This window comes from Vibrio splendidus (genome assembly GCF_002873455.1).
Lineage (GTDB): Bacteria > Pseudomonadota > Gammaproteobacteria > Enterobacterales > Vibrionaceae > Vibrio > Vibrio splendidus_J.
The window spans coordinates 66187-86042 of sequence record NZ_MCUN01000009.1; the positions used below are offsets into that span (position 1 = coordinate 66187).

The 19856-nt window shown below is 41.5% G+C and carries 18 protein-coding genes and 1 pseudogene; 6 read left to right on the forward strand and 13 right to left on the reverse strand.

The window, feature by feature from the left end:
• Positions 1 to 32: 32 nt before the first annotated feature.
• A complete protein-coding gene (locus BCU75_RS07335) occupies positions 33 to 485 on the forward strand; it encodes an NUDIX hydrolase (RefSeq protein WP_102473386.1) in 453 nt (150 codons plus the stop codon).
• Positions 486 to 527: 42 nt separating this feature from the next.
• On the opposite strand, the gene BCU75_RS07340 is transcribed toward BCU75_RS07335, so the two are convergent.
• The 8 genes and pseudogenes from BCU75_RS07340 to BCU75_RS07375 form a co-directional block, all read right to left on the reverse strand.
• On the reverse strand, positions 528 to 1082 hold the full coding sequence (locus BCU75_RS07340; protein ID WP_102473387.1) for a nucleotidyltransferase family protein: 555 nt from the start codon (positions 1080 to 1082) through the stop codon (positions 528 to 530).
• A complete protein-coding gene (locus tag BCU75_RS07345; protein WP_102473599.1) occupies positions 1083 to 1370 on the reverse strand; it encodes a putative quinol monooxygenase in 288 nt (95 codons plus the stop codon). It lies immediately after the preceding gene.
• Between the two features lie 979 nt (positions 1371 to 2349).
• Entirely contained in the window at positions 2350 to 3207 is an 858-nt protein-coding gene (locus tag BCU75_RS07350) for a hypothetical protein (protein WP_102473388.1), read from the reverse strand.
• Complete coding sequence (locus tag BCU75_RS07355) at positions 3207 to 4061, reverse strand: ABC transporter ATP-binding protein (RefSeq protein WP_065105320.1); 855 nt, start codon at positions 4059 to 4061, stop codon at positions 3207 to 3209. The genes BCU75_RS07350 and BCU75_RS07355 overlap by 1 nt, the downstream gene beginning before the upstream one ends.
• Positions 4058 to 4429 carry a GntR family transcriptional regulator gene (locus BCU75_RS07360; protein WP_102473389.1) on the reverse strand — a complete coding sequence of 124 codons (372 nt, stop codon included), beginning with the start codon at positions 4427 to 4429 and terminating at the stop codon, positions 4058 to 4060. Before BCU75_RS07360 ends, BCU75_RS07355 begins: the two co-directional genes overlap by 4 nt.
• Before the next feature lie 224 nt (positions 4430 to 4653).
• Positions 4654 to 6396 (reverse strand): EAL domain-containing protein, encoded by a 1743-nt coding sequence (locus tag BCU75_RS07365; RefSeq protein WP_102473390.1) that lies wholly within the window; start codon positions 6394 to 6396, stop codon positions 4654 to 4656.
• Between the two features lie 838 nt (positions 6397 to 7234).
• Positions 7235 to 7393: pseudogene (locus BCU75_RS24545) on the reverse strand (type II secretion system protein); the annotation flags it as partial.
• 10 nt (positions 7394 to 7403) lie between these two features.
• Positions 7404 to 9410, reverse strand: coding sequence for a putative bifunctional diguanylate cyclase/phosphodiesterase (locus BCU75_RS07375; protein ID WP_102473391.1), 2007 nt, complete (start codon positions 9408 to 9410; stop codon positions 7404 to 7406).
• Between the two features lie 812 nt (positions 9411 to 10222).
• Between BCU75_RS07375 and BCU75_RS07380 the strand changes: the two genes are divergently transcribed.
• Together BCU75_RS07380 and BCU75_RS07385 are read left to right on the forward strand one after the other, a co-directional pair.
• Positions 10223 to 10912, forward strand: coding sequence for a response regulator transcription factor (locus BCU75_RS07380; RefSeq protein WP_076676364.1), 690 nt, complete (start codon positions 10223 to 10225; stop codon positions 10910 to 10912).
• Complete coding sequence (locus tag BCU75_RS07385) at positions 10905 to 12248, forward strand: sensor histidine kinase (protein WP_102473392.1); 1344 nt, start codon at positions 10905 to 10907, stop codon at positions 12246 to 12248. The genes BCU75_RS07380 and BCU75_RS07385 overlap by 8 nt, the downstream gene beginning before the upstream one ends.
• Positions 12249 to 12381: 133 nt before the next feature.
• Here BCU75_RS07385 and BCU75_RS07390 read toward each other — a convergent pair whose 3' ends face one another.
• A complete protein-coding gene (locus BCU75_RS07390) occupies positions 12382 to 12927 on the reverse strand; it encodes a GNAT family N-acetyltransferase (protein ID WP_102466701.1) in 546 nt (181 codons plus the stop codon).
• A 226-nt stretch (positions 12928 to 13153) separates the two neighbouring features.
• Between BCU75_RS07390 and BCU75_RS07395 the strand changes: the two genes are divergently transcribed.
• A complete protein-coding gene (locus tag BCU75_RS07395) occupies positions 13154 to 14419 on the forward strand; it encodes an HD-GYP domain-containing protein (protein WP_076676370.1) in 1266 nt (421 codons plus the stop codon).
• 241 nt (positions 14420 to 14660) lie between these two features.
• Here the strand turns inward: BCU75_RS07395 and BCU75_RS07400 are convergent, their stop codons facing one another.
• The 4 genes from BCU75_RS07400 to BCU75_RS07415 form a co-directional block, all read right to left on the reverse strand.
• Positions 14661 to 15110 carry a PTS sugar transporter subunit IIA gene (locus tag BCU75_RS07400; protein ID WP_198592528.1) on the reverse strand — a complete coding sequence of 150 codons (450 nt, stop codon included), beginning with the start codon at positions 15108 to 15110 and terminating at the stop codon, positions 14661 to 14663.
• Entirely contained in the window at positions 15107 to 16363 is a 1257-nt protein-coding gene (locus tag BCU75_RS07405) for a PTS ascorbate transporter subunit IIC (protein WP_004729966.1), read from the reverse strand. Before BCU75_RS07405 ends, BCU75_RS07400 begins: the two co-directional genes overlap by 4 nt.
• 10 nt (positions 16364 to 16373) lie before the next feature.
• Positions 16374 to 16643, reverse strand: a complete 270-nt coding sequence (locus tag BCU75_RS07410; RefSeq protein WP_076676374.1) for a PTS sugar transporter subunit IIB — start codon at positions 16641 to 16643, stop codon at positions 16374 to 16376.
• Between the two features lie 284 nt (positions 16644 to 16927).
• On the reverse strand, positions 16928 to 17404 hold the full coding sequence (locus tag BCU75_RS07415; protein WP_102473393.1) for a hypothetical protein: 477 nt from the start codon (positions 17402 to 17404) through the stop codon (positions 16928 to 16930).
• Positions 17405 to 18016: 612 nt separating this feature from the next.
• On the opposite strand from BCU75_RS07415, the gene BCU75_RS07420 reads away from it, so the two are divergent.
• Both BCU75_RS07420 and BCU75_RS07425 read left to right on the forward strand, forming a co-directional pair.
• A complete protein-coding gene (locus BCU75_RS07420; protein WP_076676378.1) occupies positions 18017 to 19225 on the forward strand; it encodes a NupC/NupG family nucleoside CNT transporter in 1209 nt (402 codons plus the stop codon).
• A gap of 337 nt (positions 19226 to 19562) precedes the next feature.
• Positions 19563 to 19832, forward strand: coding sequence for a hypothetical protein (locus tag BCU75_RS07425; RefSeq protein WP_102473394.1), 270 nt, complete (start codon positions 19563 to 19565; stop codon positions 19830 to 19832).
• The last annotated feature ends 24 nt before the right edge of the window (positions 19833 to 19856 follow it).

The following is a 19856-nucleotide window of genomic DNA, read 5'->3' on the forward strand; positions in this document are numbered from 1 at the left end:
TGCCGCCCTCTTGTTCAATCTAAGGTAACGTTATGATTCCACTCAATACTTCGATTGTATCCGGTGTCGCTATTTCAGAGATCGACGGACAAATGAAAATGTTATTAATGAAGCGTGTGAAAGGCGAATTTTGGTGCCATGTCGCAGGCTCAATTGAAGCAGGTGAAACAGGCTGGCAGGCTATCGTGCGCGAGTTTGAAGAAGAGACCCAAATTAAAGTGAAAACTTTGTATAATGCGCAGTTTCTGGAGCAGTTTTACGAGGCTCACGTTAATGTGATTCAGCTAATCCCAGTGTTTGCGGTGCTATGCCCGCCCAACCAAACGATTGAACTGAATGACGAACATACAGAGTACCGCTGGTGCGATTTAGAGGAAGCGAAAACACTTGCGCCGTTCCCCAACCAACATGCCGTCTACGATCATATTTGGTCGTATTTTGTCGATAAGCCAGTCAATCCGCTTTATCGAGTGAAATTGAATTAGCTCGATTTAGTCAATGGTTTTAGCTTTGAATTCGAAAGCTAGTTAACTGTGACCAATCGTTAACTTGGGCCAATGAGTTAACCAGTTTTTAGATTGAACTCGTTGGTCAAACACGTCTTTGCTGCGATTGGGGTTCGGTGTGATCTTTAAATCAAACAAACTCTCTAAACCAAAAGCGGAAATACACTCGATTTCTCCTGTCGGGCTTTGCTTTACGGCGACGGCGGTTTCTTTCTCTGGCCAGTAACGCATCGCATCCAATGAACCTTGGTAAGGCCCATCCCCATTTCTGGTGTGCATGTTGGCTTGATTGCGAACTTGCCAGTTGAGTTCAGGTAACCACTCTTGAAGCTGAACCTCGTATCGAAGAGCCGATTCGTAATAGGTATCGCTGGGATCAAAGTAGATCACATCAATATCATTAAGTGGAGTCGGGGAAGCATAGTTATGTAGGTAGTCCCAAACGAGGTTTCTTACAAAGCCCGCAGCAACATAGCACTGCGGTAAATCCAGCTGAGCGATACAGTCTAAAACCTGCATTCGCAAGGGATCTTGTTTGATCAGCCTGGCTATGCGGTCGGCTAATAGCTCGGACATTTATGAAGTAGTAACGTCTGTTATTTGATAATGACGAGTCACGTTCTTGGAGATTTCACCCCACTCAGAAGTTTTTACTCGCTGTTGGTGCGCTTCAAACGCCTCACGGCTAGTGAATTCTTCATAAACTTCAAAACGATTAGGTTGAAGTGAGCTTTGACTGACTCGAAACACGATACAACCGGGTTCTGAGAGTGTGAGTTCCTTATGAACAACCAGCGCTTGTGTGACGGCTTCTAGGTCGTTGTCTGGCACAAGAATATGCCCTTGTAGAATGACTTTACTCATAATCACGTCCATTTGATTTTATCCATTACTGTCTTTTTCTATTAAAAGCTCTTCCGTTACAAACATAATCCCATTTTGAGTTTGTGTCGTATAGGCCTGTGGAATAAAAAATAGTCAATACAAAAAGCACGCTAGTTACGTTGTCACTATAATTGGAAGAAAGACAAATATTACGTGAGAAAGGCCAGTTAATGGCAGGAGCAGGAAAGGCAAATTATTGGGAACTAAATCCGTGTTAGTCCGGTCTATTAAATACGTATCACTGAACTGTATTGATACTGAAATGAATTTGTCATCTGAGATAACTAATCTAAATTTCGAACAACGGCTTAAGAGATTGAATTGAGCCATAGTTGATAACTAGGTCATACTTTGATGTAAATGGTACTCAAAACTCTATATATTTTGTGATTTGTATCATTGATCTGGCCGTCAAACACCGTTAGATTCGAATAGTTGGCAATAAAAATAGCTCATGAAGAGCAGTTAAAGAAAAGGAAATATCCCTTATGAAAAAAATGAGAAGAGCACAGCTTCATCGCGTTCGCATCCAATACTGGAAAGACACAGCGAAAGAAGCTTCAAAGAAATAAGCTTTAAATCGTAAAGCTTTAAAAAAGCTGAACAGCTTAATCAAATGTGAAACGCAACAAACCGATTTCAATAGCGCTCTCAAGGACCTTCATCTGGTCGGCGACTAAAGAAATCATCCCCCAAAGAGCTGGCAGGCATTAATAATAATGCAATTTAATGTCAGCTCATTAATACCTCCTAGTTTATCCTCACTCAGCACTCTGAAGCAAAACCAAAACCAACCACCAATCCGTATCTTTGCCTCTATCACGAAAACCGTTGTTATAATTCAAAGCACCTAACAATAAAACAGCAGCCAATAAAAAAGCTCCCGATTTCTCAGAAGCTTTGATTTAGATTTTGATATCTGATTTGGTTACCCGTTGAGGGCTCAGAATAAGTGACTCTATCGTTGGAACAGCGTCTTCAAGCTCACATCGTCCGTTCTATTTAGCTTTAGGCTCAGCAGATAGCCGCCAACACCAATCAGTACATAAATACCCAAAGACAAAACCGGCGCTTCTGCAATCACGCTGAATGGATTGCTTGCTGTGAGTAGATTCATCGGCAGTGAAGCGATGAGAGAGAAGAAGTCATTGATGCCATAAAATCCCAACACGGCGACAGACAGAAACTTAATCGCATAGCTTGAGATGAAAATGACAAGCAATGGAGAGTTTACCAGTTGTGAAATCGCCAGAGTAACCGTTGCTAATGGCAGCAGAACTAACGCAATTAGCATCATTCGTCCAAAGAACACCAACCAATTGCTCAGCACATAAAGCAGTGATTGCTGCTCTACTATCAATGCCAATTGTTGTTCGCTTGAAACGTTCAGTACCCAAAACAGGAAGTCAGCGAATAGAACTAATAGCGCGCAGATAGCCGGAATAACCACTAGACCGAAGCCTAGCTTCACGCCGTGAGTCATTGCATTGGATACTGGCATACTTCTCCAAAACATCGAACTGCCTTCTTGGCGCTCTTTACGCAGTGTTTTGGGGATGTAAAGCGTCGAAAGTATGAGTGAAATAAGGCCAGCACCAAAGTAGATCACTGAGTTGAGGTCTTGTGCGAACTCTCTGTGGATGTCGCTCACGTCACCATTCACTTCCATTTGGAAGAAAAACTCATGCTGCGCTGCGCCATTGAAAAACAAACTAACGAACAGTAAGAAACCACATAACGCGATAAATAGAGGTAATCGAGTGTTAATTTTGTGCTCGATCAGTTCTTTTTCTAGCATATAAAAAGTTGGGTGCATTATGCCTTCTCCGTCTGTGTTGCAAGGAATAGGTCTGCGAGACCAACGTTGTAGATGTTACCCAATGATTCAACTTGCGCTTTGTATTGGCCTTCCAATAACCACTTAGTGGTTCCTAGCCCAGGCTGTGAGGTCAGTGGGTTGAGTTTCTGGATTTCGCTTGAGTGGTTGTTTGCGACATCGATAATGAAATAGTCGTTCTCGATGTCTTCCATGCTCTTTTGCAGCACACAATGGCCTTGTTTCAGAATCAACACATCCGTTAATAGGTGTTCAATCTCTGAAACTTCATGACTGGCGATGATCATCGCGCGTTCGCCGTCATGGAACCACTCTAGGAGGTGGCGATAAAAAGTATCGCGGTAGAGCAAATCTAGACCTAGCGTTGGCTCATCTAAGATCAACACCTGAGTGTCGGTCGCGATGATAATCGCAAGGTGAAGCTGTACCTTCATCCCTTTAGAAAGCTGTTTGATCGTTGAAGACAGTTTAATGTTGGTGCTACTTAACGTTTGTTCTGCTTTTTGCTTGTTGAAGCTTGGGTGAACGCCTTGTGTGTATCGAAGTAGTTGCTTTACTGTCATCCACTCAGGCAATACGTTCACATCTGAAATGTACGATAAGTGCAACATGAGTTCAGCGTGCTGGTGGATAGGGTGGTAGCCATTTACTTCAATCTCACCTTGATAGTTGTGCCCACCAAGCAGTGATTTGATCAATGTCGATTTACCTGCGCCATTGTGACCTAGCAGCCCAAGCACTTGCCCCGGCTTTAACTCAAAGCTGATGTTCTCGACACCCACTTGATTTGAATAGGTTTTGGTTACGTTTTTCACTGAAAGTAAAGTACTCATGACTTGTCCTTTATATGTTGTTCTAGCTGTTTCACGAGTTCTTCGACACTCATATCAATTATGCCTAGCGTCTCAGCGATGGCTGGGATCTGTGTGTTGATGAATGATTGATGTGCGGACTCTTTCAATTTTTGAAGTGCCCCTTCGGCCACATACATGCCTTGGCCGCGTTTTTTCTCGACTAAGTCTTCATCAACCAGTAACTGATAGCTTTTCATGACAGTAAGGTGGTTGATCTTAAGATCGGCAGCAACCGTACGCACAGAGGGTAATGCTTGTTGCTCTAACCAAACACCTTGAAGAATTTGGTCACTGATCTTGGTGGCAAGTTGCCTAAAGATCGGTTGGTCGTCTTTCCATTCGGTCATAATTAAAACTGCATGGTGATATACATGTGTATAACACTATCCTATTTATTCAAATTGGCAAGGTTTTTATATAACGTATTAGGATATTTTATTGTCTAGATAAAAATGTTTGGTAGGAATAGGGGACTTGAAGCCCACTTCCTTGTCGGCTCTCAAGCAGTTGTATTAGAGGTCGTTATTTGAATGGAAAATCGTTGCTTATCAACATTTCAAATAGGGAGGCTTTACTCATCAGATTTACTGGGTCTGCTATACAGGTAACCTTGATGCAAGTTGTAGCCCAATTGACACAAGATATATTGTTGTCTGCGCGTCTCGACACCTTCATAGATCATTGTGATATTTGATAAGCGTCCAATCTCTGAGATATTAAGCAATACACCCTGGTGGTGCTCTCCTGACTCGATATCCTTAACAAAGCAGCGATCCAGTTTTAGATAGGTAGGAGAGATAACATTGATGATTTCGATGTTGTTATTACCCGTACCAAAGTCATCCAATGCAATGGTGATACCAAGCTTTTTGATATCATTAATGTTATCGATAACCTCACATCCATAGCCAATGTTCGAATATTCAGTAATCTCGACGACAAATTCATTCGCTTCCATTGCCGCTAAATGCTCTCTGAGTCTTGCGAAGTTAGATCCCACTAACGCACTCGGACACACGTTGACACCATAGATCTCATGGCTGTTGTGTAATTTGGCTTTTCTGACCGTCTCGATGAGTAAGATAGTGTGGAAGGTGAGTAAATTGGTTCGTCTCATGGTGTTGATGAAGCTTAAAACACCGACGTTACGAACTCGAGATAGCAACTCGTAATACAGAACGCTGTTGTCTTCAGTGTTGATTATGGGCTCTTCCTCAAAGGAGATGTGTTTCCAACGAAATAGGTAGAGCACAAAACCTAGAATATAGGAGCGATAAAGCAGTGTGGCGAGAATCAGAGAAAGCGCGGTCCACAGTGCGATAATATCGTCACTGAAGAAGGTGATGGTTGCACCGGTTGGTAGAAGTGTTTGATAGATAGCTTTACTTTCTTCACCAAGGTTTAGAATGTAATAACCATTCTTCTGAATAGAGACTGAGTCAACTAACAGAGGTAACAATGAGTTATTGTACCTAGCTTCAATAGAGCGTTTAGAAATACGTACAGTAAGGTCAATGTCACGCTTAGTATCGACGAAACGTGAATAAGCGAAATCGGCACTATCGTAAAAGTCATCGACGTTATCAAGGTCTACCATTTTCGAGCGTGTTTTGGATATATAGCATGAACCATAAGACGTGGTCATGATGACAGAATCAAGGTTGAGAGAGTGCCTTAATGAGTGTACTGCTCCTTGGTTATCGCAACCATAGGTCATGACCTCTTCTGCAATATGTCTGGTGTTTTCGCTGTATTCATCTGCAATCTTCGTCGTATAAAGGATTTGGAAAAAGTAGATAACGAAGAGGAAAAATAAAGAGATGCTGAACACGGTTATCAGAGCCTTAATCAACTCTCGATGATAAGTGTTGAACATCATCTTCAACATTTCTATCTGACTGGGCTTGAATTGATTGATGTCGTACTTTGGTGCGACGCAGTTTGTAGAGCTCTTATCGAGATCGATGAAGTAACCCACCTTATAAAGGTTAGAGATAAGTTCGCTATTATTATCTATCTTTGCTTTTTTACATAAGTTTCGATACTTCTTTCTTATTGAGGCGATGATGTTTTTTAGTGCATATAAACTAAACTCTTCATCAAAATGTAATTTAAAAGACTCTTCAACATCTCGTGCAGATTGAGGACTAGATATTGATGAGTGCTCAATAAGGTATTTGAATACAAAACTCTCTTTACTATTAAGACTTTCCTCTGATATCTTATTACTGTTGTTCTTTATATATATTTTTTCTTCATTGTAGATCAGTTGCAAGCTCTCATTATTGTTGTTTATATTGAAAGAACAGTGCATGGCTCAACTCCTAAGCGACAGTTATTATATTTATGTGATTGATGTGTATTGGCTGGGATTTTCATTCAACCTAAGAGTCCTTTCCAAATAATATAACTAAAATGTCACCATTTTCTCTTAAGGTGTTGATACTAATCGCAGAATTTGGGTTTGAATGAAAGGTTATGGAGATGTTCACCCAAAAGCTGAATTTATAAATGAAAGCCAATGATTTACAAGGGATTAAGAGGATTTATCCATTTGTTTTGGTATTTATCCATTTCATAGCTTCTATGCGCAAGGTTTAGCTACTGGGTTTAGAGGTTTCTAATGTAGCTTTTAATGGTATTCATTCAATTTATTGATGTGTAAGATTTATCAGAATTTTTCAAGATAAAATTAGATTATGCCAATTTATGTGATATTAATATTTATTTAATTGAGAGATGATTTTAGCCATTAAATTATATGGCTAGATGATGGAATTGATAATATTGTATTTTGAGTTTACTTTATCTTTATTTTTGCGTGTTGTTAAATAATGAAACGTTTAGGTAGGAAGCTTTAAATAGCGCGAGAGTGCTATTTACACCTATCTGTTTATGAAAGGTATTTAATAAAAACACTGTTGATATCTATATCAGACATGCACCTATGTAGATCGTTATAGGCTAATTATATAAAATAAGATATGAATTAATCTAGTGTTATATGGTAAACAGCACTTAAAGATATAAATAGCAACAAGTTAGCCCTATTCGTATTGTTTTTGAACAAATGTTATCGTAACTACATGATATTCCAAGATCTGTCTCGATGGCTTAGTACTAACTCCAGAATGATTACAATCGTTGAGTATTTAACATGCGCCATCAAGTACGACGATTTGAGGTTCTTTTTCTGGTTGATAGAGTACCTGACAAAAGTCACCTTCAGGTGAATAGGTGTAGTTGTCTGCGTCAAAAGAGATAGCAGCTACTCTTTCGGCATTGCTGCCAGAATCTACTTCTTTGTTGATAAATAAATTTTTAAATGTTTATTAATCGACCCGTTAAAAATTGTCTTTCGACTTCATTTGACGGGATGGGCTTACTAAACAAGAACCCTTGAAGATACTGGTATCCGCAATCGATTAAGAACGCTTTTTGCGTTTCGGTTTCGACGCCTTCAGCAACTACTTTTAGCCCCAATTTGTCGCAAATAGCATGGGTGGCTTGGACTATTGCTTTGCTCCCTTTGTGCGAGCCATGGACAAAACTTTTATCGAGTTTAACGGTGCTAATTGGCAGGTCATGCAACATTGAAAGTGAGGAGTACCCTGTACCGAAGTCGTCAAGGTGAAGTTCTACGCCCAATTTTGATATATCACTTAAAGCTTGTCTGACTTCACCATGCTTGAAGATCATGGAAGACTCTGTGATTTCAAGGGCAATGCTTTGTGGTTGGATGTTGTAGAAGTTCAGCATTGCCGATAGCTGTTCGGCAAAGGTAGCGTGCATCTGAATGCTTGAGATATTGATGCTCATCATCAACTCATTATTAAACTCTCGTTGCCACATCGATAACTGTTTGAGTGCGGAATTGAGAACCCACTTCCCGAGCGGAACTATTTGCCCACTTTCCTCCGCTAAGGTAATAAACTCGTCAGGAGCGATGTTACCTAGTTCTTCGTCCGACCATCGAAGTAAGGCTTCAAATCCTTTCACTTTGTCGCTGTTAATGTTCATTATCGGTTGGTAATAAAGGTTGAGGTCGTCGTTCTCTAAGGCATGTGTGAGTCGATGACGGATCTCTACCTTGCGGTGAAGGGTCTGTGCTAAGCAAGGTGTAAAAGTTTGAAATCGATTTCGTCCATTTGCCTTGGCAATATGCATCGCCATACCCGCTTGCTTGAGAAGTGACTCTTGATCGACGGCACTATCTGGGAAATGAGCGGTACCGATGCTGCAACCAACGGATAAAGTGCCAATCCCTCTGATGTGAAAACTCCTGTTCAAGGCATCAATAATACGAGAGCAGAGTAGCGGGATATTATGATTTCGACAGGTGTGAGCAATAACAATAAATTCGTCTCCACCAAATCGACCGATCATGCACGTTTCGTCGACGAGGTGTTTAAGACGTTCACCCACCTGCTTAAGTAGTTGGTCACCGACGCTGTGTCCATAAGTATCATTGACCAATTTGAAGCCATCAAGGTCGACAAACATCAACTCAAAGGGCGAGCGATAGGCAATACTGGTTTCCAAAAGGTTGGTGATTCCTCGGCGGTTGTAAAGCTCAGTTAAACAGTCGTGCTCGGCGTTGTATCTGGCTTTGATCAACTTTTCTTTTTGTTTAGTTGTACAGGTGAGGTTTAACAGCAGCTCGCTCTTATCAAATAACCACTTTCCTTGAACGTCAAAGTGATGGGTTTTGCCATCTATTTCGCAGCTGACTTCTTCTAAAATCTCGCGGCCTTTGCGCGCAGCAAACAACCATTGTGCTGCCGCCTCCTCGCTTGAAACGAAATCGGATAGGGTACTAAACGGTGAGCCATAGTTTTGAAAGAATTCGGAGTTAGCACTCACTACGTTTCCTGAGTTACCAAATAGAAGGGATAGATTTGCGCCATCAGAGCAAGCTAGGTCGTGTTTTAGGCTGCTCTCTTCGGCAATGACTTGTACCAACATCCCAGTTCGACTATCGGGCAATGGGATCCCCGAAAATAGGCATAATGCACGTTTAGAAATGTAGTTTGGCGTGAAGTTCCACCATGTTTTGATGCTTTCGTTACGTAGAAATTGTCTTTGGTATTCTTCCAGTGTTGCTTCTATCGCTTTTGACATCTCGACACTAAAGTCACGTGATGTCAGTTCAAACAGAGACTCAGATTCCCAGAGGGGGAGGGCGCTGCTATTTGCCCAAGTTATTCTTTTATTATCAATGTCATATATCCAAATAGGACACTTGAGATGCTCGAAAGGTTGATAATTGGTCATCATATTGAACTCGGTGAACAGATGTGTTGGTCGGACAGTGCCTACCGAACTCATGCGTTCAGCAGGCGCTTATTAATTTGAATTGAGGTCTTTAACAACTGCTAAGAAGCTGTGTTGAAGAAGAACAAGCGCTATAGAAAGTGCTGCGTTATAGAACTCACAGTTGAAGACCATCTTTTGAAGAATGTTATTTTTGGTGCGACCTGAATGGTTACCCAAGAATTTGCCTGCGCTTGAATCGGATTCACTATTTGTTGCTTATTGCTATCAGCTATTAACTGAGTTGAAAATGAAGCGGCGCCAGTCTGTAACAGTGAAAGCGGTTTAATCATCTTAAAGTGGGACCTTTGAGGTAGTGGTTATTACCAAACTCTGGAGTAAGTTATCAATGTTATGAATATTACTTGAAGAAGTTACTGCTTAATAGCGCCTGCCGCGGTCCTAAAAATGCAAAACACTGAGTGGTGGACAAAGTGATCGATTTCCTTCGGCTGTCGAACGCTAGAGTCGGATTTTAAACCTCTAAATATGTCATTTGTCAGTGATATTAACCGCCAAGTCATTACTATTTGGAGGGTTGATTTGATCGGGTTTTGTAAACGCCTTAAATGTAAGTGCGAGTAAGAAAATAAAGCAAACGTAAGCGTTGTAGAGGCAATTGAAACACTACAAATAGCGAATTATTGATGGTTAAGCCTCATAAACCAATGAGCACTGGTGGATGAACACTGCGTTTTGTAAACGTGTATGTACAAAAGTGATTACAATGTTTTGCGTACGGTAAAAATGAGGCTCGAATCACAACATTGATGATATATGACCAGTATATATACTGCCCTCGCTTTTAATAAATACTGGTGATAGGAATGTCGAAAACCAAAGTGCTCATTGTCGAAGATGACCAAGAGATAGCTCGTTTAACTACGCTTTACCTAGAAGCTGAAGGCTACGATGTTAGCGTTGTGCATGAAGGGAATTTAGCACTTGAAGCAATCCGCAGTATTGAACCTGATTTAGTTCTGCTGGACTTGATGCTTCCAGGCATGAGTGGCGCTCAAATTTGCCGTCAGGCTCGTGAGTTTTACAATGGAATAATTTTAGTGTTGACCGCCTCTGCCGATGAAATGAGTGAGGTAAGCTTGTTTAAGTTTGGCGCGGATGATTACGTTGCAAAGCCTATTCGGGGCCATGCCTTGTTGGCGCGAATTGAAGCGTTATTACGTCGAGCTGCTCCTATTGCTATCGCGCCAGAAAATACGCCTGAAAAGCAATGCGATATTGTGGTCAATAATATCGCTCAAAGTGCCACTTTGTATGGGCAAAATCTTAAGCTTACTTCTGCCGAGTTTGAAATCTTAAATCTTCTTGTTAATAACATCTGTCAGGTCGTCACTCGAGATCAATGTTGTCAGTTGTTTCGAGGAATTGACTATGCGTTTAATGACCGCTCGATTGATATGCGAGTATCTGGTTTACGCCGAAAGCTGCGTATTCACGCAAAAGACAAGCAATTGATCCGCACGGTTCGCAATAAAGGGTACATGCTGGTTGCGTAAGTTCATTGCTACGAAACTTCGCTCAGTTTCGATGTTTGCTCGTTTATACCTTGGGATTGTGACTGGGATGTCGGCGACGATATTCTTGTTTTTGAACCTGGGTGAAGGGCACATGCGACGTGACGAGATTGAAACGTTCCTTAATGATGGCATTTACTTTGCTGAGCAGTATGTTCGTCAACACCATCAGGAAAACTCGCTATATAAAGAGCTCGATAGAACAGGCTACCAACAATTTTATATCTTCAATTTACGCCTGTTGAAAAATTGGTCGGGAGAGGCTCCTTGCCAACGATGTAAGTTATATACGACCTTGAACGGTGTGCCGATCTACCTCAGTGATAACAATCTCTATTCGGCGGTGTTTCAGTTGCCAAATTCAGAATCTAGCTTTGCGTTCAGTGAGGTAGGGGACTTTTTCTCTCCTGAGATTGAATGGTATGAGGATTCAGAAAGGCACTTTTTATTAGGGCTGTTATTGGCTGTCATTGTGGTGATTGGCGCAAGTGTTTACTTACCTGTGAGGCGGTTTCAAGAAAGAATAGAGCTATTGGTTGATAAACAGAAGCAGTTTGGTAAGGGAAAGCTCAGTACTCGATCTGACTTGGACGATGTCCATCCTGTTTCTGAATTGGCCAGAAGCTTTAATTTCATGGCTGAAGAAATAGAGAGCAAAGTAAAACAAAGTCATATCTTTGCGCAAGCTATCCCTCATGAGGTACGTACTCCGTTGAGTCGAATTCAACTAGCGACCGATATTTTGAGAAGGGGAGCACCCGAGAATCAGCAGGTTCTTTTCGATGATATTGATACCTACATTGAAGATATCAACGAGCTCACTTCAGAAATTATCATGTTGTCGAAATTGAATGTCATGGATAACTCTTTCTTTGAACTGGTAAAAGTAAGAGCCAACTTATTTGAATATTGTTTAGACCGGATTCGTTACTCCGAACTGGATAACGTGACTTTCGAATCAAATGTAAAGCAAGATTGCTCCATTAAATGCGACTGTTCGATGGCGCGTTTGGTGTTTGATAACATTCTTAAGAATGCAGGCAATTACACGCAAGACAAAGTATGGATGACTCTGGATGAGAACTCAGAAAATTGGCTAGTTCTCATTGAAGATAACGGTTGTGGAATACCAGAGGATAGGCGTGACGAAGTATTTCTTCCGTTTTCTCGCTTGGATTCTAGCAGAACGTCAACTACAGGTGGTTTGGGTTTAGGCCTCGCGATTGCGATTTCGGCGGCTAAAAAGCTTTCTTGGGATATCAAAATTGACGACAGCAACCATGGTGGAGCTAAGCTCAGTATCGTAATTCCAAAGTAGCGTAAATGACTTCTAGTAAGTAACGGGTCAGTTAGGCTCATAAAAAATGAAAGCCACGATTAAATATCGTGGCTTTTTACTAATATCAACTTACCAATTTACTACCATTAACTTGTCAAATAACAAATCAGGGTTAGGTGTTGTTGGCGTGTGAACGATGCAAGCCATAAATCGCGTGGTCAATGATGCGGCCATTCAAGTTCTCATTGCGAGTTATAATACCTTCTAACGTGAAATGTAAGCGCTCACAAACCTTGCGACTGCTTTGATTGCCAGTTGCTGCTGATATCTCTACTTTTTCCATATCTAACTCATTGAAAGCGATATCAATCAGTTTTTCGACCACACGGGTGACAATCCCTTTACCTTGATATGGATTAGACAACCAGTAGCCTATCGTGACTTTTTGCTTGCTATGGTCAATGGTGTTAAAGCTACAGTTACCGACGATACTGTTTTGATACACAATCGCACATGTCATGCTTTTGCCTTCAGCGTAATCGTGCAGAGAGCGCTGGATGAAAATCCTAAAGTCTTGCTCGGTTTTACAATGTGGCGGCCAGGCGAGCCACTGGCTTAGGTACTCATTTTGGTTCTGTGAGATCTCGGCGTAGTGAGTGGCGAAACTCTCTTCAACCAATGCGATGGATAGTTCGTTATCGATAACCGTTTTAAACATGTATTTCCTTTTCTTTTGGCTGATGAATTTAGTGACTTTCGGTCGGCAGGCTATAATGTCGCATGATTTTTAATATGCAACCACTTGTGGCACGAATTTTTCGTGATACGTTAGTTCTATCACGAAACTCATTAAACCTTACAATAGTTGTGTATATAATCATTACCTATGCATTAGTATTAGCAACCTAAATATATAAAAAATATAAAAATTCTAGGCTTAAATAATGAATCAACATTGCCAAGAGGTAACCGTAGACCTAAGAAAGGCTCTATTTGGTGTTGCTAAGGCGCTTGATAACGTCGGCTTCGAAAGCAAAAATCATGGGCAGCGGGTCGGTTATATCGCGTATCGATGTGCTCTGAGTGTCGGATGGGAAGAAGAGCAGGCGCAACTTGCGTTTTCATTAGGGTTAATTCACGACTGTGGCGTATCGCAAATTGATGAGCAGCTCAGCCTGACTTCTGGGTTTGTTCCAGATTCGAGCTATCATCATTGCCAAAAGGGGTATCAAATTTTAAAGGAGTGCCCGGTTCTTTCTATATTCGCTAAGCCAGTTCTTTATCATCACACCCCTTGGTTTGAGCTAAAGAGCATGCACATTAGTGAACTAGAAAAAGAGCTGGCCGCAATCGTAATGCTTGCCGATAGAGTCGATTATCTATATGGCATAACCTCTTCTGATCGTTACGGAAACCTAACACCAGATGGAAAAGTGAGCATTATTGAACGTTTGACCGAACAAGCGGATGAGATGTTCGAAACCAACCTTGTACAACATATGTGTGAGTTGGTTGATTTGGATGATTTTTGGTTCTCGATGGAAATCCCTTATATCGAGAACATGAGGGATAACTTTGAACCTGTACCGTTCTTCTCTCAACAAATGTCTTTGGATGAGACGGTGGCCTTTGCCGAGTTTATTGCTAATGTTGTTGATACCAAGAGTTCATTTACCTTTAAGCACTCTTTGAAGGTTGGCCAGCTTTCTGAATATCTCGCCAAGCAGTTGGGTTATTCATACACAACTCAGCGTAAACTCTATTTAGCGGGTCTAGTTCATGACATAGGTAAACTGCAAACACCTAATGACATTCTACATAAGCCAGATTTACTGACCGAAGAAGAGTATTGCTGCATTAAGCGCCATGCAACGGACACTCGATTTGCACTGCAGGAGCTGTTTAGTTCTCCTCAGGTTTGCCAATGGGCATCTAATCATCATGAAAGGCTAGATGGCTCAGGTTACCCGATGGGTAAAACGGCGGAAGATCTGGATCAACCAAGTCGGATCGTCGCTGTGGTGGACGTATTCCAAGCATTATCTCAGTCACGCCCTTATCGTGCGGGTATGACGTTAGAACAGACCTTAGCGATTTTGACGGATCACGTAGACAACTATAAGTTGGATAGAGAAGTGTTTGAATGTCTTAAAAAGCACGCGCAATACTGTTTCGAGTTATCAACTGATAAAAGAATGTACGCGTTTTAACGCTAGTGAATGCTTATTGGGTGTGAGGCATTGGTGTGATGCACTTGTTAGTCATGCATTTGTAAGCCATACATTTTTGTAAACCATGCCTTTTTGTAAATCATGAATTGGCAAGCCATGCGTTTCAATTCATGCTAAAAGATAAATGACTAAGCACCAGAAACAGAAAAGCGATAGCCTCGGCTATCGCTTTTTTAATGGGGGCTCTCAAGAGATAAATATCAGGGTTTAAACCTCGAGATTAGTATCGCTTTAAGATCTCGATGATCTCTTGCTCTGTTTCCGCTGCGATAATGGCATCAATGTCATCATCATTTTGGAACAACTCCGATAGCGCCATAATAGTATGGATATGGCTATCTGAGTCCATCGCTGCCAGAGTAATTGAGAGGTAAACATCACCGTTATCTTCCGACTCTAAATCAACACCCTTTTTGAATACCGTCACTTGTAGAGATGCTTCGTTCACACCATCTTCAGGACGAGCATGAGGCATCGCAATCTTTGGTGCTAGAACATAGTACGCGCCAATGTCCTTGTGCTTTTGTTTGATAGCTTCAACATAGCTTGCTTCAATTTTGTTGCTTGCTAGCAGTGTTGAACAGGTTAAATCAATCGCAGCATCAACCGTTAGGTTTTCGTCAGAGTTGATGATAACGCCTTGGTTACCGATTAAATCGAATAGGCTCATGAAACAATCCATCCTAGAATCAGACCAACTACACCGAAGTCGAAGTCAGCAAAGGTTGTTGCTTCAAGACCCAGGCCACCCAGTACAGGAAGTAGCAGCATCGGTAGGAAAGAGATACACAGACCTTGCGTGAATGAACCTAGGATTGCGCCACGTAAACCGCCAGTTGCGTTACCGTAAACACCTGCCGCACCACCTACGAAGAAGTGTGGAACCACGCCCGCTACAATGATTGTCCAACCAAGTGCACCTTGTACTGCCATTGCTAGTAGACCAGCAGCGAAAGAACAAAGGAAACCGATAAGTACCGCGTTTGGCGCTACAGGGAATACCATTGGGCAATCTAGAGCAGGTTTTGCACCCGGAACTAGTTTGTCAGAGATCCCTTTAAATGCAGGAACGATTTCAGCAATTAACATCTTCACACCTTGCAATACGATGTAAACACCACCTGCAAAGATTAGAGATTGCATGAAGGTAAATACAACCCAGTTTTGACCGCTTGATACTGTTTCTACAAACTCGCCGCCCGCAATAATAGATGCAAGCATGAAGAAGATTGCCATTGTTGTTGCTACCGCTACTGGCGTATCACGTAGGAACATTAAGCTCTTAGGAACTTGGATGTCTTCTGTTGATTTTGATGTGTCACCGAATTTGCTACCAATGAAGCCAGACACGATGTAAGACAATGTCGAGAAGTGACCGATAGCCAGTTGATCAGTACCCATTACTTTTTCAGTGTACTTTTGACCTAGTGCTGGCATCACAACCATTAATGTACCCACAATAATAGAGCCGATTGCGACTAGAGCTGTGCCTTCAATGTTTGCTGTAGACAGAATTACCGCTACTAACATAGACATGAACATTGTGTGGTGACCCGTTAAGAAAATATATTTTAAAGGAGTAATACGAGCCAATAAAATATTCACAACGAATGCGAAGAACATAATTAGAGCCATTTCATAACCGAATGCTTCTTGTGCTAATGCAACAATTGCTTCGTTATTTGGAATAACACCACTTACGCCGAATGCTTCAGTAAATACAACTGAGAAGTTATTTAGTGCGCCAACAAGAGCGCCAGCACCAAAACCTAAAATTAGGAAACCCATTACGGTTTTAATTGTGCCTTTTAGAATGGTAGAAATATCAGCTTTTTGTGCGACAAGGCCAATGAAAGCAATTAAACCTACCATGATTGCTGGCTCTTTTAATAAGCCGAGCATGAACTCGAAAAAGTTTTGCATAATTTTGACCTTACATGAAAGTTTTTAGTTGTTCTTCGATTGATGCTTTGTCAAAAATATTTTTAAGGCTGATGATGTTCTCTTTCCCGCCTTCTTTTAGTTGGTTTGCAACGTCTGTTGCAGCTACCCAAATATCAGCATTGCTTGATGCAGCTGAAGATAGATCTTCGTGATCAATTTCTGCTTCGAAACCGATTTTTTTAGCCACTTCTTTTACTGCCATTTCCATCATTAGTGAAGTACCAAGGCCGTTACCGCAAACTACAAGAATCTTTTTCATAATATTTGTCTCAATTGGATTTTAGGGGTTGAGAAACTGCGTTCTCTTATTGTGTGAGAGCATAGTAATGGAAATATTCAGATTTCAATAAGATCTACATCACAAAGCGAAAATGAGATTGTGATGGAGATCTCGTTAGGTTGTGTTAAAGATCGAGAGTGAGATCTTGATCAAATTTAACTTTTTACTCGAATATGCAACGTATTTTATTGAGAATGGTGCGCTTATTTATTTGAGGCGTTAAGGTATAAATGTCGAGAGGATTTATTTAGGAAAATGGACAATTAATCGTATCGACCGTAATCGGTAAGCATTTTCTTAAGCATACTATTAACGTCTTTGGTCTTTTTACTTCTTTTGGTTAGTTGGCTAAGAGAAGTCGGTTTTGGAGCCTCCGTTTTCTCATTATCAACTTCTTCAGTTTTATCTTTCATTTTTTGTACGGCTGGTAATAACATCCGAATTTCTTCGTTATTCCTATTGGTTAGTACCACAATATTTTCAGATTCAACTTGGGTAATGGTTAATATTCCATGTTTAACGGATTCAACCTTTTCACCAATCATAATAGATTCAGGTGCGACAGAACGGTCGGTTAACTGACCTGTACGTAATTTCGCCGCACTGATAGCGCGGATATTTCCGGTGTTTTCAAACGCGACAATAACAGTATAGGTATTATAATATTCAACTACTGTCACATAGCCATGTCTATTTGTTTTGAATTTAGCTCCATTGTTCATGTCGTGCGGAGCTTCCATTTTCTTCAAGTGTTTCCTCTCTTAGTCTCGATGGCTGTTATATCTAATCAGCTCTATTAGTATTTTATAGATAATTATTTGGTGAGATCATACAAAGTATATACGCATCTAAACTTAAGATGAATCTTGAAGTGCCGTGAAATGAGGCAGAGCACAGAAAAGGGATAAGAATTACACAGAATTAACCGAGTGATTACGCTCGTACGTTTAAAGGCTTAACATTGCAAATTCAACCTCATACAGGTTGTTTACAGTTTTTATGCATACAAATGACGATAAACACAGCGTTTTGTTTAATCCTTGACCGCGCGATCGTTTGCGTCAAAAAATGTGATGAAAGTCTCACTTAACTGTTTATACTTCTTTTCCGGTTTTAAGCCGGTGCTTAGCCAATACAAGCCGTCACATGGATATGTGAATGACCCCACGGACCGGACCAGCTACGTTCCACTGCTTGTATAAGGTGATTTTTACATGAACAACTCGTTGTTACAGTCGCTAACGTTGTTAGCTCCTTCATCGCGTAGCGTTTTGCTTGCGGTTCTTTGTCCTATTCCTTTGATGTCATTCGTTTGGCTCATGTTCACTCTTTAAGGATTACTAGGACACATTATGAATATTCTATTTGGTCTTGTCGGTGTTATTGCACTGATTGCTTGCGCATGTCTGCTATCTGAGAGCCGCTCTTCTATTAACTGGAAAACGGTCTCTCGTGCACTATTACTTCAAATCGGCTTCGCTGCTTTGGTGTTGTATTTCCCGTGGGGACAATTGGCACTAACGAGCATGAGCAATGGTGTTTCAAGCCTGCTTGGTTTTGCTGACGTTGGTATCGCTTTCCTTTTTGGCGATCTTGCTACTGAAGGTTTCATTTTTGCGATTCGCGTACTTCCAATCATTATCTTCTTCAGTGCTTTGATCTCTGCGCTTTATTACTTAGGTGTCATGCAGAAAGTGATTCAAGTTCTTGGTGGCGCCGTGCAAAAACTGCTAGGTACCAGTAAAGCTGAATCTCTAGTTGCAACAGGTAATATCTTCCTTTCTCAGGGTGAGTCTCCTCTTCTTATTCGTCCCTTTTTAAAGTCTATGACTCGTTCTGAACTGTTTGCTGTAATGGCGGGCGGCATGGCGTCAGTGGCCGGTAGTGTGCTGGGTGGTTATGCAGGACTAGGTGTTGAACTTAAATACCTGATCGCAGCAAGCTTCATGGCGGCTCCGGGCAGCCTATTGATGGCGAAGATCATTGTTCCTGAGCGCAGTACGCCAAGTGATTACGAGCACATTGAGCTAGATAAAGCTGACCAAAGCAACGTGATCGATGCATTGGCAAGTGGCGCAATGAACGGTATGAAAGTGGCGGTAGCTGTCGGTACTATGCTGGTCGCATTCGTGAGTGTGATTGCAATGGTGAACACGGGTTTGGAAAGCCTAGGCGAAATGTTCGGTTTTGCGGGTATTACACTGCAAGCTATCTTCGGTTACCTGTTCTCGCCTCTTGCGTGGCTAATTGGTATCCCGAGTGATGAAGTATTAATGGCGGGTTCTTACATCGGTCAGAAGATCGTGATGAACGAGTTTGTTGCTTTCATCGACTTCGTTGAGAACAAAGCTCTGCTATCTGAACATAGCCAAGTCATTGTGACTTTTGCTCTATGTGGCTTTGCTAACATTGGTTCTATCGCAATTCAATTAGGTTCGATTGGTGTAATGGCACCAGAGCGTCGTGCAGAAGTGGCAAACTTAGGTTTGAAAGCGGTAGCGGCTGGTACGCTAGCAAACCTAATGAGTGCATGTTTAGCGGGTATCTTCATCCTGCTTTAAGCTAGATTAAGTTAAAGTAGCTAGATTCAATAAAAGCGCTTAAATTTAGTAAAAGCGGGTATCTTACTTACGGAGTTTACGTAAGAAGGGTATCCGCTTTTTTGTGCCTGCTGGTTAGGTTGATTCAGATTCAAACCACTACTTTCATTACTCTGCAGTGTATAAGGCTCACTCGGAAGAGTAATAGAGCAAGTCCATTTTATCCGATATACTTGAATATCATTAGGTTGCGATTAATATCGTTCGGTTTCGGCTAAGAACATTCGGTTTCGACTAAGCACATCCGCTTTCGATTAAGAATAATGGCAACCAAGTCCAATAAATCAAAGGTCTCCCCATGAACATGCGCGTTCTCATCGGTCTTATCACTGCCTTTATCGGCTTGTTTGCGATGGTTTATCTTATTGCTGGTGGTACTCAGTTTCCTATCTCTCAGTGGCCGCAAGAGGCTTACCACGGTTTAGTCTTCAGCATCGTATGGGGCACTGGTGTCGCCGCATCGGTGGGGCATTTCTTCTCGGCATTGGTGTTTGTGACTGTTGCAGTGGTTTGCTATGCGATTGGTTATAAGATCGGTGGGCTCTTTTCTTCCAATTCTAACGCTTAATCTCACTAAGGTGTGCTGATGTTC

Coding starts and splice junctions, on each gene's coding strand:
- BCU75_RS07335 (WP_102473386.1), top strand. CDS start 33: ATGATTCCACTCAATACTTCGATTGTATCCGGTGTCGCTATTTCAGAG.
- BCU75_RS07340 (WP_102473387.1), bottom strand. CDS start 1,082: ATGTCCGAGCTATTAGCCGACCGCATAGCCAGGCTGATCAAACAAGAT.
- BCU75_RS07345 (WP_102473599.1), bottom strand. CDS start 1,370: ATGAGTAAAGTCATTCTACAAGGGCATATTCTTGTGCCAGACAACGAC.
- BCU75_RS07350 (WP_102473388.1), bottom strand. CDS start 3,207: ATGCACCCAACTTTTTATATGCTAGAAAAAGAACTGATCGAGCACAAA.
- BCU75_RS07355 (WP_065105320.1), bottom strand. CDS start 4,061: ATGAGTACTTTACTTTCAGTGAAAAACGTAACCAAAACCTATTCAAAT.
- BCU75_RS07360 (WP_102473389.1), bottom strand. CDS start 4,429: ATGACCGAATGGAAAGACGACCAACCGATCTTTAGGCAACTTGCCACC.
- BCU75_RS07365 (WP_102473390.1), bottom strand. CDS start 6,396: ATGCACTGTTCTTTCAATATAAACAACAATAATGAGAGCTTGCAACTG.
- BCU75_RS07375 (WP_102473391.1), bottom strand. CDS start 9,410: ATGAGTTCGGTAGGCACTGTCCGACCAACACATCTGTTCACCGAGTTC.
- BCU75_RS07380 (WP_076676364.1), top strand. CDS start 10,223: ATGTCGAAAACCAAAGTGCTCATTGTCGAAGATGACCAAGAGATAGCT.
- BCU75_RS07390 (WP_102466701.1), bottom strand. CDS start 12,927: ATGTTTAAAACGGTTATCGATAACGAACTATCCATCGCATTGGTTGAA.
- BCU75_RS07395 (WP_076676370.1), top strand. CDS start 13,154: ATGAATCAACATTGCCAAGAGGTAACCGTAGACCTAAGAAAGGCTCTA.
- BCU75_RS07400 (WP_198592528.1), bottom strand. CDS start 15,110: ATGAGCCTATTCGATTTAATCGGTAACCAAGGCGTTATCATCAACTCT.
- BCU75_RS07405 (WP_004729966.1), bottom strand. CDS start 16,363: ATGCAAAACTTTTTCGAGTTCATGCTCGGCTTATTAAAAGAGCCAGCA.
- BCU75_RS07410 (WP_076676374.1), bottom strand. CDS start 16,643: ATGAAAAAGATTCTTGTAGTTTGCGGTAACGGCCTTGGTACTTCACTA.
- BCU75_RS07415 (WP_102473393.1), bottom strand. CDS start 17,404: ATGGAAGCTCCGCACGACATGAACAATGGAGCTAAATTCAAAACAAAT.
- BCU75_RS07420 (WP_076676378.1), top strand. CDS start 18,017: ATGAATATTCTATTTGGTCTTGTCGGTGTTATTGCACTGATTGCTTGC.
- BCU75_RS07425 (WP_102473394.1), top strand. CDS start 19,563: ATGAACATGCGCGTTCTCATCGGTCTTATCACTGCCTTTATCGGCTTG.